7 protein-coding genes, 1 pseudogene and 1 CRISPR repeat array (1 of these 9 running past the window's edge) are annotated in these 13,586 nt (G+C 43.4%); of the genes and pseudogenes, 3 read left to right on the forward strand and 5 right to left on the reverse strand.

Annotated elements, in window-relative coordinates:
* Positions 1–224 precede the first annotated feature (224 nt).
* From AAHF22_RS17040 to AAHF22_RS17050, 3 genes are all read right to left on the reverse strand, one after another.
* The gene (locus AAHF22_RS17040) at positions 225–815 is read right to left on the reverse strand and encodes a GNAT family N-acetyltransferase (protein WP_347326232.1); all 591 of its coding nucleotides are present in this window, start codon (positions 813–815) and stop codon (positions 225–227) included.
* Between the two features lie 107 nt (positions 816–922).
* Entirely contained in the window at positions 923–1,162 is a 240-nt protein-coding gene (locus AAHF22_RS17045; protein WP_347326233.1) for a hypothetical protein, read from the reverse strand.
* Positions 1,163–1,212: 50 nt separating this feature from the next.
* Positions 1,213–1,674: an SMI1/KNR4 family protein gene (locus AAHF22_RS17050; protein WP_347326234.1), complete on the reverse strand. Its 462-nt coding sequence runs from the start codon at positions 1,672–1,674 to the stop codon at positions 1,213–1,215.
* A 93-nt stretch (positions 1,675–1,767) separates the two neighbouring features.
* On the opposite strand from AAHF22_RS17050, the gene AAHF22_RS17055 reads away from it, so the two are divergent.
* Positions 1,768–2,409 (forward strand): hypothetical protein, encoded by a 642-nt coding sequence (locus AAHF22_RS17055; RefSeq protein ID WP_347326235.1) that lies wholly within the window; start codon positions 1,768–1,770, stop codon positions 2,407–2,409.
* Positions 2,410–3,338: 929 nt separating this feature from the next.
* On the opposite strand, the gene AAHF22_RS17060 is transcribed toward AAHF22_RS17055, so the two are convergent.
* The gene (locus tag AAHF22_RS17060) at positions 3,339–3,719 is read right to left on the reverse strand and encodes a hypothetical protein (RefSeq protein WP_347326236.1); all 381 of its coding nucleotides are present in this window, start codon (positions 3,717–3,719) and stop codon (positions 3,339–3,341) included.
* A 494-nt stretch (positions 3,720–4,213) separates the two neighbouring features.
* On the opposite strand from AAHF22_RS17060, the gene AAHF22_RS17065 reads away from it, so the two are divergent.
* Complete coding sequence (locus AAHF22_RS17065; protein ID WP_347326237.1) at positions 4,214–6,154, forward strand: helix-turn-helix domain-containing protein; 1,941 nt, start codon at positions 4,214–4,216, stop codon at positions 6,152–6,154.
* A gap of 642 nt (positions 6,155–6,796) precedes the next feature.
* Here AAHF22_RS17065 and AAHF22_RS17070 read toward each other — a convergent pair.
* Positions 6,797–8,428 (reverse strand): right-handed parallel beta-helix repeat-containing protein, encoded by a 1,632-nt coding sequence (locus AAHF22_RS17070; RefSeq protein ID WP_347326330.1) that lies wholly within the window; start codon positions 8,426–8,428, stop codon positions 6,797–6,799.
* Between the two features lie 270 nt (positions 8,429–8,698).
* Here AAHF22_RS17070 and AAHF22_RS17075 point away from each other — a divergent pair.
* Positions 8,699–10,197, forward strand: a pseudogene (locus tag AAHF22_RS17075) (VWA domain-containing protein).
* Between the two features lie 266 nt (positions 10,198–10,463).
* Positions 10,464–13,586: direct repeats of the CRISPR family, unit length 29 nt; unit sequence CTTTAAAACCCACTACGTGCATATAAAAC (it continues 699 nt past the right edge of the window).

Below are 13,586 nucleotides of genomic sequence, written 5' to 3' on the forward strand. Positions count from 1 at the left end.
TTGTATGTGAACGGCAAAAAGCAGATCTGTACAGTCCGATCTGCTTTTTGCGTTTGTTTTTATGTTTGCTTTTATAATTGCATATTATGATTACGTATACGATTCTATACCTATTCTACTTTGCTTATGCACCTTGCCGCTTCATTCCTATGATGTCAGGCTAATGGATATGCCCACTCTTTCACCCCTATCCTCATCTGTGTTCCTAAAATCTACACCGATTCCTACACCAGATCTTTCTCCAGCACAATTTTAAACAGCCCTCGCGCATCGGTAAACGTATGCACGATATCAAAGCCGTACCCAATATTCAGCAGCAACATATTGCGCCAGCGATTCATCGTTTTCGTCTGGACTTTATGATATCCGGCTTGATGTAGATATTGGTGCTGCTCGTCCATTAGCATCGAGGCGATGCCTTGCTGACGATAAGCGGGATCAACACCGCCAAGCCAGCTATAAAATGTATGCTGATCCTCCATTAACGGATAGCCGATTTTGTAGCCGATGACTTTATCTCCATCCAGCGCTACAATCGTCAGCAACTTCTTCCTATCCAGTATGGTGACATTGTTATGTATTTTCTGAACAAGTCCATCGTCTTCGTGCGCTGTAAATATAGATTCGTGCAGTCGGGCGATTCGCTGAAGTATGTCTGTTTCGGGGAGTCCATGCAGTGTGCGATATTGATACTTGATCGCAACAGGATGTTGGTGCTCCGATTGGACATGTGCAGCTACGTTTGAATGGGACTGTTGTCTAGTTACCGTTTCAGATGACTTATCTGCTTGCTCCGTATGCTTCTTATTCGTCATAGATATAGGCTCCTTTTCGTGTCAAATGACTATGTACCTCAGTAACCTGATACTTAGCAACTTTGTAATCATTCACTTGGTACCTATCAATCTCGTAAACCGGTCCCTCAGCGCTTTCCAGGTGGATTCGCCCAGTAGCTAATAGCTACTAAAGCACCGACGATCACACTTACGAGTGTCGCATTAAATAAAGCATCCATTATATACTCGTCTAGCGGTGAGCGCAGCACCGCGCTGGAATCTACAGTCGATACGGCTACCACCCTATTCGCCAAAAAAGAATAAAACAGTCCCACTACAAACCCATAGCTCATGTATTTAATCAACAACTTTTCAAATCTACTCATGGGGTCCTCCTTCATAACTATTCATCATTACATCTTATTCCCTCTTCTGCTTAATATCCACGCGCTGTAAGCATCCTATCTACAAATTCGGCAAAGCTGTTTGCATATACCTCCGCTAGTCCATCCATATGATCCACACGCATCATCGGATACTCTACCGGAATACTCGGCTCATGTACAGGCTTACTCACATCCCAATAATAGCTTTCATCTTCATCTGGATGATAGATGTATAATCTGCCAGCTGGTAGCCAATCCGCCTCTGCATCCAGACGATAGTTATACAGCAAATCATCGACCGCATCGTCGCGAAACTCTGGTGGTGCCAGACTGTATACACCATCCTGCCGATTGAAAAATAATGATCCGTAATGCGTGAGCCACCCTACATAGGAGTCGGGCAATCGGTAGCGAAGCTCCTGTTTTGCTGCCGCAATCCATTGGGGTAAAGCTGTATTCCGAGTATGGCTATATGGATAACGATCCAGTCGTGCTTGCAATGATTGATCCATCGTTTCATCTCTGTTCCACTTCATTTCTATGTAAAAGTAATTCAGGAACAAAATGGATATTCCTTACGTCTTCTATTATAGGAGGTGGATGATGTGAATAGAAAGAGAAACAGCAAGCTTTTTATGTTATGCGTGTTATTGATCTCCATAATTGGCTGTACCAAGCATACGCCAGCGTTAGTTATGAGCAGTGTTCCGTCCAGTGAGTCTGCGTCTACGTCAAGTAAATCCGCATCTGTATTTCCAGCAGCAGAAACGACAATAGCAGCACCGGAAAAGGATGCTACATCACTTCAACCATTACACGGCGATGTGCTGCCATCATTGCAGGTTAGAGCCGCAGACCACACCAAGATTCCAGTTGCGCAAAGCTCCTACTGCTGGGGTAACAAGGGCTGTGCTGATTTTGTTGGCGGCGCAGCGATGTTGAAAGGGCAGTCGCTGCCTGCTATCAAAGCTGGAGCGAGCGTACAGCTACATTTTCCATACACACCTGCACCTTCGATGGTTGAACTGACTCAATACCCGATCCGTGCATCCGAAGATACAAGTACGATACATGTTCATAGCATTGCTGATCATCCGCCCATGCCAATCACACTACATGATGGAGCATTCCAGGCACCGCACAAAGCAGGCTATTATTATTATGAATTTAATGCGGATTGGATGAGCGCGGATGGTGAACACGCTACAGGTCAGACCTCGTTTGTATTTGGTTTTCAGGTGGAGTAAGCTTCACTCTGCTCTACTCTACTCTGCTCTGCTCTGCTCTGCTCTGCTCTGCTCTGCTCTGCTCTGCTCTGCTCTGCTCTGCTCGAATAAATGATTACATTTATAATAATAAATTCCCATAGTGCTAGAGCGCACACGCAAACTGTTTTTGCTAGGATATACACCGTTCCGGGAAAGAATAAGGGGCGGACTCCGGTCTCGCAGGGGAATCTACGGAATAGGAAATCATTGTAGATTCCCCTGCTCAAAAGCAGTACGATATTTTGCTTCGCAAAAATCCCTTTTCATTGAACCTCGTGTTAGGAGATCGCTAACACTATAAATCGTCCTTCCCCTTATTTCCTTCCCTCCGTTCCATGCTGCTTACATACAAGTTTACTTACACACTCTATATTAAACCTAAAATAGCCTTGCACAGAAAAATGTCCAAAATGAACGTGATTTCCCCCTTTTATGAAGATGGCTTTCCTTGCCATCCGTCAGGTTGCCCAGACTTACATTCGCTCTAGGCGTTTATCTAGTTGTGAAGTACAAATCGACGAAATTTTGCTTACGCATACCTTTTAGAAAATAAGGATGATCCAAGATGAACTTGAACTCGCACCACGGGTTTATAAATACAATAGACAATAATCTAAACGTTGGAATGGAATGTATCCAAGTTTTGATAGTTATCACGATGTTGTAGATACTATATTGACACTATTTTATACAATCATGATGTAAAACAATAAGCACCTCCAAGCTCGTATGCCGTGCTCTGACAGAGTGGCTCGTTGCTGAAGGTGCTACTGTTGCTGGCTATTCCTATATCAATAATACGTACTCATTCCATAGATACTATATACTCACTTCATACATAATATACTTCATACATACTTATTTTATCTACTTACTTCATCTACCTATTTCACTTACTTACTTCATCCTTACTTCATCGCCAATTGCACAGGAATGTGCTCTCTTGCTTCGATCTCTTCCTCTTTATGCTTGTACGCATAGCTATGATGCAGATCGATGCCATCACGTGGTTTGGCATTGTACTGAGTAATCAAGCCTTCGCTACGTGTGTAATAATAACGTGCTTCCGGGTCGTCTGTGAAATGGACTTCTACACCTAGCAATGGATTGATGCCGAAGCTGGCTTTGACATAATCAATATCTTCGGCACGATACTGGCGACTGTCCAGCAAGTACGCTTCTACTTCGCGCTCCAGCTTCACCTCGCTTGCATACGCTCCAATCCACACAAACGCGGCAATCAGCAAAATAATACTAAAAAACATATTACGTTTATCAAACGTCTCCATCTGTCTACCCCTCCGTTTCAGAATGGGCATCTGCATCATAGCGATGTTAGGATGAAGCAATTTCACTTCTTTTACTTACATGAAAATACTGACTTGTGTATCGCTATCCTACAGATGCGGCATGTATTGATGTACAGGTGGTTCCTTCATACTGTATACGGATAGGTTGGCTTAACGTTTCAAATTTTCGCCCAAATTTCGTTATTTTAGACGATTTAAGGCGAAATATCGTCATTTTGATAAAATATATATGTAATGTTGTACACGGGCAATAACTATATATACTACATCTTAATGTTATCGAATTAATGTTATCGAACATGTAAAACAATAACACTAGCAAAATCGATAGTAGTCACTGCATAACCTTTATTTTATGAAATAATTAAAAATCATCCCACTGAGCAGTCAGATTCGATATAATAAATGATAATGAATCTCATTTACATGAAGAGTCTATAGTTTATAGACGTACAGCAGGGGGAAAATATGATATGAAACATTTTCAATCTACAGGCTATTCACCTCCACGTGAGCATATAGCCGACTACATACAACACTGGACGCGCGCTTCTCTTTCTTTAATCGATATTCGGCATGAATGGTTGCAGCCAGAACGAGTGAGGAAAGTACATCCTGCTCCTGCCAGCCTGTTTATGTTTTCCTATGGCGGTGTAGCGGATGTGGAATTGAACAGTAGTCTGTACAGTATCGAACGATTTGGTCTTTTTCATGCGGGGAAAGGGTCTTCGATTTCAATTCAACCCGGACAAGAGGGCATCGGTGTATACACTTTGCTGTACCGCGCCGAACCGTCAGGAATATGGAGCAGGCAATTAAAGGCAAGCTATGATACCACTCCATTTCGTGAATGTTATGGCTTTGAGCCAGATGATCCATTGTTCTTCGCTGAGCATTTACGCCAGTTGCTGGAACGTTGGACAGGTGGCAAAGCACTGGATCAGCTATATGGCAAGGCAGCACTGCATCAGCTCGTATATCGGGTATATGAACAACTGGAGCGCGGCGGTGTCCAGCGACTCCAGCCGGATGCGGTATCGTTAGCTCGCCACTATATGGATACGCATTACTACGAACCGGTATCCCTACGGCGCATTGCGCAGTATGTACATGTGAGCGCCAGTAGTCTGAGTCGATTGTTCCGTAAACAGCACGGCGTCTCGCCACAGGAGTATTTGATTCGTACAAGACTGTCTGCTGTAGAACAATTTCTCACCTCTACCGATGCCAATCTGCGCGAGATCGCCCTCCGCTGCGGCTTCTCCGATGAATTCCACCTGAACAAAACGTTCAAAAGTGTGCGTGGCATTACACCCGGCGACTATCGGAAACTTCGTACAATGCAGATGCACAATTCTGCCATGTTGCATCTGACTGCTATCCCTTATGCTGGACAAAGACCGGCTTCACCGGATCAAGCTACCACAGAAGGGGAATATGCTATGTTTACCGCTACAAAAGGAAAAATGATGATCGCCCTACTTGGGCTAACGCTTATTCTCTCTGCCTGCGCATCAACTGCGGCACCCGTTTCCGGCACTACAAGCCATACAAGCGCCAGTTCCAATGAAACGTCTGCCCAGCCAGCCACTACGGTTGCTACGCATGAGTTTAAGCATGCGGGCGGCACATCCATCGTGCCTGTTCATCCAAAACGTATTGTGACCGACTGGTTTTATGGCGAACTGCTCACATTAGGTGTGCGCCCAATCGGCTACCCGGAATATTTGTTAAGCGAATATCGTTATGTGAACAATGAAGGTACCGAAGCACTCGGTGACTCACTGGAGCAAGTCGTGGCATTGAATCCCGATCTGATCATCTCCACCTGGGATGAAAGCTATGATCAGTATGTCAAAATCGCTCCCTCCGTTCTGCTCAAGACTACGATGCCGCTGAAAGAACGGATGCAAAAGCTGGGACAACTTATTGGTCGAGAGGAAGAAGCGCAAAAGTGGAGCACTGCCTTTGACGCCAGATTGGAACAGGCTAAAGCTCATTTGCATGCAAATATGGCACCGAATACGACCGTGACGATTTTGAGCATTTTCCAAAAAGATTTACAAGTGTATGGATACCGAAATATGGGCGGCGAAGTGCTATACAATATGCTGGAAGTCCAGCCGCCACCAGCTGTGAAGAAGCTATTCGCGCATTCGGACAAATGGAATGCCACCGTATCGATGGAATCACTCACAGAGCTAACTGGCACAGATATTATTTTAAACGTGTATGACCCGGAAGGCAGCGGAAAACAGAAGTTGCAGGAGCTGCAACAAAGTGAAGTATGGAAAAGCCTGGATGCAGTAAAAAATGGACGTGTGCATATGGTAAATTATTATGATCTATTTTATGAAGATCCCATTGCCGTCGACAATCAGATTCAGATGCTGTCTGACCTGCTGACAAAATAAATGCTTGGGTGATGAGCAAGTTCAAGATCGTCTGAATGGATAGATCAACGATCAAATTACAGTACATCGTTTAGGTATGTGGTTGAGTCACTTGGTTGAGTCACTTGGTTGAGTCACTTGGTTGAGTCACATCGTAGAGACATATAGTTGAGTCATATGATTGAGATCGATTATTAAGAGAGATCATTAAGATGGATCGTTGAGGTAGACTAAACCGCTGAAGTAGATTACTGAGATAGATCATTGAGATAGATCATTGAGATAGATCATTGAGATAGATCATTGAGATAGGTCATTGAGATAGATCATTGAGATACGTCATTGAGATAGGTCATTGAGATAGGTCATTATGTCAGATCATGAAGACAGGTATAGGTAAAGCCAGCAGTTGACGGATCGTCCGCGTCTGCTGGCTTTTGATGTATGAATAGGACTGGATGCTGTTTTGGTAAGTATAATGAACAAAGCTTTATTCTTTTAGAGGTACAGATTAGCTCGTAGCCGTAATATTACGTGAAACAGTCATCATCATGTACGTTTGTGCCGAATATAGACGTGATGGGTGCCTGTATCGGTGGAACATTCATCATCGATGTACGTTTTACCAACGATATGTTTTGCGTTGTCATTCCAGTATTCCATTTAATTATTCGTAGGATAGACTTGATTACCATTCCAATACACCGTACCTTTAAGGAAATTATAAACCTGATTCGGGTCTTTCGGATTAATAATCGTCGTATTGTTAAATGTTACCGTGCCGATCTGTGGAGTGGAGCGTCCCCATACACCTGCGCTGTATTTGGTTGCATTAGAGCTTGTATTATCATTAAACGTAACATTATTGATCGCTGTATATCCTGCATAGACGAGCATATCCGCATGACCTCCACCCGGCTTCAACGCCGTGCGGTCTACGGTATTATTATTGATCGTAATCGAATCAACAGGCTGTGTATTATAATCATTGTTATCGCCTGTTTCAGTCGCAATATAAATACCAGCCATTTGTGTCCGCTCAATATGATTGCCCTCGATCTGTACATCCCGTCCGCCCACGACGGAAATACCACGTGCATTAGAGTCATATCCTACATCGTTATTTAAAATACGGATGTTGTTCGTTTGACCCTGATCGCCACTCGATTTTGCGCTTGGACCATAGCTGACCACAGCAATCGTATCATCGCCAACCTGTTTTACCGTATTGTATTGGACGGTAATATCGCTGCTGTCACCGGTTAGATGAATACCGTCTGCCTGCGTATATTGTACCGTATTGTTCGTAATGGTGCCACCGATTGAATCAGTAACATAGATACCTGCGGTACTCGCCTTTTGTACGTCAATATGATCCACGACAAAATTCGTTGCCTGTTTGACGCTAATACTGTTCTTCTGGTTTTTCCCATCGCGCTCGGCTACACTGCTGTACACATGCGCTAGATTACGAATCGCCGGGCTATTGCCGGTCAGATCAATCGAACCGCGCTCTGGATTGGTTGAAGTGAGGATCGACTGTGCTTTATTTTCACCCTTTAATGTAACACCATCGACAGTCAGTATATCGCTCAGTTCAAAATGCCCTGCTGGAACATACACATCTTTACCTTCCGTTTTCGCCTGCTGGATCGCCGCCGCCATCGCCGCATCATCCGGCTGATTGTCATTCGCCACCGCACCAAAATCCAAAATCGACAGGCTATGATCGTCCGGTACATACGCACCTGGTGTGAATACGATAGTCGGATTCCATAGCGTATGATCAAAGCTAATCGAACCGATCCGATTAACGACAAAATGAATCTCCGTCCCCTGCTGTACTGGAATATTCGTTACGTCAGCAGGCTGCACTTCGGTTGTCGTTTGGATCGTTTGTGTCCATAAACTTGTGCTGTCTTTCATAATCGTGGCGGTAATGCCATCACCGTCGGCACTTCCTTTTTTGACAGTACCGTCAATTGTGATTGTTCCACTGCCTGGAGCAATCCATGTTCGCACAGAATCGGCAGTATTGCCTGGATGCTGCGCGTTGGAGGATACCCAGGGATAGCTTCCACCCGCATCCCAGCGATTGGCTGCGGATTGGTATGTAAGATCGCTGTAGGTCGTGCCATTCTTTTGCTGATAATGCCACCCGTTACCGCCCTGTGTGGAGCCAAAACCACTGGATGCCGTGTACGATACCGTACTTGCTGCCTGTGCATGATGTGTTGTACCGACACCGCCTACCGTTAACAATGCCGCCAGACTCCATGCTGTCCATCCCGTCATTTTGTTCAAATGAATACCTCCCTGTAGTCGTTTTATTTCTGGTTATTTATATACTAACTTCCTTTATTAACCTCAAGTGATAGAATACAATCTCAATACTTTACTATGTGCGAAAACGATGTGCAAAAGGATGTCTTGCGATCAATTTTTAGTTTGACGTGGAAGATTAGAGAACTTATGGTAAAAGGTAGAGCAGCTGTTTTGTAGCTTATTCCATTTACATCATTTACATACAGGAGGCACAACCCTATGTCTGGATAACCGATCCAATTGAATCAAGGTCAAAATACCACTTTGCCATCAGGTCATACACTGAATGTAACTATTCAATGCAGCAGTACACCGTCTGCGCTCGATGTGAGTTGTTTTATGGTCAATGAAGATGGCAAAGTCCCTTCCGACGACTATTTTATTTTTTACAATCAGAATGTCGATCCGCATCAATCGGTGCAATGGATTCAAGTCGATGCGCAAAGCTCACGTTTTACTCTGGATCTAAACCGATTGCAGCAAGCACCGATTAGCAAATGTGTGTTTACCGCTACACTGGAAGGCGCAGGTACATTCGCTCAGGTTGGTCAGTGCCAGGCAGTACTGGACATGAACGGACAACAAATTACCTACACACTATCCGAAGTCACTTCCGAAACAGCAATCATTCTAATCGAAGTGTATAAGTACAAAGATGCTTTTAAAGTACGGGCGATTGGACGTGGATTCTTCGGCGGATTACAGCCGCTGGCAGAGTCGTTTGGCGTGGAGATTGAAGGCGATGATGACGCAAATGCTGGACAAGCTACAGCTGGAACCGGGTTAAATAATGCGGTTACGGCTGGATTAAATGCGACTCCATCTTTTCCTGCTAGTCTGGACGCTGCTCAGCCGACTCCGGCTGATTTAGGTACTACTGAGTTGAGTGCTACTGATTCAAGTGCTAATAATTTGAACAATAACCAATCGGCTTCCTTCGCTTCGGGTTCTATGGAAGCTTCGCAAGCGAACGCGGCATCATCGGGATCTGCTACTCCTGTGCAATCGTCATCGGTTTTACAACCAACCGCACAGCCATCACAATCGGAATCGCCCAAATTAACCGTGCCGTTAACCAAAATCGACCTGCTTAAGAAAAAAGTAACGTTATCGCTGCAAAAGAAACAGCTCGCCCCGATCCGCGCTCGTGTAGCCGTCGTGTTTGATGCGTCTGGCTCGATGTATTCGCTCTACAAAAAAGGCATCGTGCAGGAAGCGTTTGAGCGCGTGCTGGCAATTGCAGCTGCATTTGACGATGATGGCGAATTGGATGTGTGGTTTTTCGCGAAGGAGTTTCTGCGAGCGCCAAGTGTGACGGCGCAGGATTATGAGAACTATGTCGCGCGTGCGTACAAGCTTGGCAGCAAAGGTGGGACGAACAATGAACTGCCTGTTATGGAGGATATAATCCGTAAATATACAGTGGAAGAACCAAATATTCATCTGCCAACGTACATTATTTTCTTCAGCGATGGGGGGGGAGCAGTAAAAGCAAAATTGCTCGTCTGATTACCGACAGCTCGCATCATAATTTGTTCTGGCAATTTGTTGGGTTGGGTAAGGCCAACTATGGTGTGCTACGGGAGCTGGACGATTTGCAGGGACGTTTTATCGATAATGCGGACTTTTTTGAACTGGATGACATTTCGAAGGTGAGCGATGAGGAGTTGTATGATCGGTTGTTGAATGAGTTTCCGGGCTGGATAGAAGAGGCGCGGCGGAAAAATATTTTGGCGTGATGCGTGGGGATATTGGGGAAGTATGTGGAACATTATTTCCCTTTATACTGGGCTTGCTGGTAAAGGTATACTGTATATTTTATGAGAACAAGTATTGTTGTAATGAAGTAGGGTGAAGATCAGATATTGAAACTTTATAGTCTCAGTAGTATGAAAATCCCCTCTCTGATATTCAGAGTGAGAGCGTATTATGTTGTGCGTTCGTGTTCACTGCTTAGTTTATCGTGAGGGGATTTGTTGATTAATGGAGATTGTAGGGTGGGTGATTTTAAAACCCGCTATGTGCATATAAAACGACTCTCCATACTAACAGAGTAGGAGTGTGTATTCAACTTTAAAAGCCACTACGTGCATATAAAACACCTGCTCGCATGCATGCACGCAGCCGAGATTTCTTCCTTTAAAACCCACTACGTGCATATAAAACTCTGGTCTTTAACCCAATGATTGTGCAACCACTCGCTACTTTAAAACCCACTACGTGCATATAAAACCCTCACTTACAAGCCAAGACTCATAATGTTGTAACGCTTTAAAACCCACTACGTTCATATAAAACTTTGACGTTCAGGATCGCGGACAGCTCGATCAGCACGCTTTAAAACCCACTACGTGCATATAAAACGAAACGTCTCCGTAATGTGCATCGACTTACCATACTGCTTTAAAACCCACTACGTGCATATAAAACATGGTGATCGCATAAAAAAGCCCCTCACATAAGCGACTTTAAAACCCACTACGTGCATATAAAACGCTGATCCTGGGCAGATTAGTCACATTACAGATAGCTTTAAAACCCACTACGTGCATATAAAACGTGATAATGCTGCTCTGTTCTTTTCTTCTATTAAACTTTAAAACCCACTACGTGCATATAAAACCACATCCTTTACCGGATGCGTGATCGTCACTTTGCCCTTTAAAACCCACTACGTGCATATAAAACCCTTCTCTATATATGGGTGGCTAGTAGCGCAAGCACCCTTTAAAACCCACTACGTGCATATAAAACTACGCATTTGGGTATCACTGTTGCAGCAATCATCACGCTTTAAAACCCACTACGTGCATATAAAACTCCTGCACGATGGTAACTCATTCCCTTTGATAATCCCTTTAAAACCCACTACGTGCATATAAAACACGGTGATTAATCCCTCACGAATCCACATATCGTACTTTAAAACCCACTACGTGCATATAAAACACGGCTTCTCAAATGGTCACGCAGCAAACATCTCCCCACTTTAAAACCCACTACGTGCATATAAAACATCTGGATTCAATGCCCTGTATCCACCGATTCTGAAAGCTTTAAAACCCACTACGTGCATATAAAACCTAAGAACGGTTGGGGCTTGGTAACACCGTATATCGCTCTTTAAAACCCACTACGTGCATATAAAACGAAGCACAGCGTCGTAACCCAAGCAGGCAACGAGCCTTTAAAACCCACTACGTGCATATAAAATAAGGGCGAGAGTGATTTTACTCCGCTCTTTTTTGCACTTTAAAACCCACTACGTGCATATAAAACAGGGAATCATTCACTTCTACGAGATCATCAAAGGACTTTAAAACCCACTACGTGCATATAAAACGGCTAATCCACCTGCCCAGAGTCGTAGTGTTAGATCACTTTAAAACCCACTACGTGCATATAAAACCTTTCCTGATTTGGACGTGAATGTTTTTTGTTTATGGTTCTTTAAAACCCACTACGTGCATATAAAACCGTTCTACAATACGTTGAGAAAGGGTTTTCAGACAACTTTAAAACCCACTACGTGCATATAAAACGATTCAGATTCCACAGCAGCAGCGCAGGTTCTTCACACTTTAAAACCCACTACGTGCATATAAAACTTTAAATTAGTCTTTCCGTTTGTTCCGTCGAATGTGTAACTTTAAAACCCACTACGTGCATATAAAACCCGCTTCATCTCGTGTAATCAGTTCAACCCATGATCCTTTAAAACCCACTACGTGCATATAAAACTTGTGCATGTGATACTCATCGACCGATCCGAAATACTTTAAAACCCACTACGTGCATATAAAACACCCTTTCTACATACCAGATGAAAGGACACTATCTACTTTAAAACCCACTACGTGCATATAAAACGATTAAGCAGCATTTGGAACAGCAACCATCGTACGCAACTTTAAAACCCACTACGTGCATATAAAACTTTTGGATAATAAGAAGATAGTTGAAGACCACATTACTTTAAAACCCACTACGTGCATATAAAACTTTTGGATAATAAGAAGATAGTTGAAGACCACATTACTTTAAAACCCACTACGTGCATATAAAACTTTTGGATAATAAGAAGATAGTTGAAGACCACATTACTTTAAAACCCACTACGTGCATATAAAACGCACGGCGGCTTAGATGAGAAGTCTCCGATCTGGCTGCTTTAAAACCCACTACGTGCATATAAAACGCGATCTTAGTTACTCATGCCCACGGTGACCATATTACTTTAAAACCCACTACGTGCATATAAAACATGCTTGCTTTCTCTGTTTCGCTCGGTGTCAAAAGGACTTTAAAACCCACTACGTGCATATAAAACTCCTGCTTCAATACGCTCAAAATCCTTTTCATAAAATCTTTAAAACCCACTACGTGCATATAAAACTAGAAACTGCCTGCCACTACTTACACGTGTAAAGTGCTTTAAAACCCACTACGTGCATATAAAACCTCAATACAATTACGATACCCATCAAGTTTAATAGCTTTAAAACCCACTACGTGCATATAAAACCGAACACGACGAATTGCGCCAGCTCTTTATCGATGCTTTAAAACCCACTACGTGCATATAAAACGCGTCACTAATTTCCTGCGCATAATTTAATTTATACTTTAAAACCCACTACGTGCATATAAAACCGGCTGTATCTTGTGATAGACGTTTTGATAACTGCTCTTTAAAACCCACTACGTGCATATAAAACGCTGCTGCACTCAACGGACGAAACCGGGGAAAACGCTTTAAAACCCACTACGTGCATATAAAACTATTGTCTATCGCTGTGCTGATAACCGCCATAATAAGCTTTAAAACCCACTACGTGCATATAAAACTCATGCTGATTGTCGTCATACTGTTCAGCTGCGTGACTTTAAAACCCACTACGTGCATATAAAACACATCAAACTGTATCCATTTTATGACGGCATCATTTCTTTAAAACCCACTACGTGCATATAAAACCAGCCGTCATTGTGTATTCGATTGTTACGTTAGCCGACTTTAAAACCCACTACGTGCATATAAAACCAGAGCTACCCCTCTGGCTCTTTTGTTTTACAAGCCTTTAAAACCCACTACGTGCATATAAAACTGATGAAAACAAAGCTTTCC

The sequence above is a fragment of the Paenibacillus wenxiniae genome (assembly GCF_039822605.1).
Lineage (GTDB): Bacteria > Bacillota > Bacilli > Paenibacillales > Paenibacillaceae > Saccharibacillus > Saccharibacillus wenxiniae.

Bases quoted from the DNA above. Each gene is read 5' to 3' on its own strand.
- AAHF22_RS17045 (WP_347326233.1), bottom strand. From the start codon at position 1,162: ATGAGTAGATTTGAAAAGTTGTTGATTAAATACATGAGCTATGGGTTT.
- AAHF22_RS17050 (WP_347326234.1), bottom strand. From the start codon at position 1,674: ATGGATCAATCATTGCAAGCACGACTGGATCGTTATCCATATAGCCAT.
- AAHF22_RS17070 (WP_347326330.1), bottom strand. From the start codon at position 8,428: ATGACGGGATGGACAGCATGGAGTCTGGCGGCATTGTTAACGGTAGGC.
- AAHF22_RS17065 (WP_347326237.1), top strand. From the start codon at position 4,214: ATGAAACATTTTCAATCTACAGGCTATTCACCTCCACGTGAGCATATA.
- AAHF22_RS17040 (WP_347326232.1), bottom strand. From the start codon at position 815: ATGACGAATAAGAAGCATACGGAGCAAGCAGATAAGTCATCTGAAACG.
- AAHF22_RS17060 (WP_347326236.1), bottom strand. From the start codon at position 3,719: ATGGAGACGTTTGATAAACGTAATATGTTTTTTAGTATTATTTTGCTG.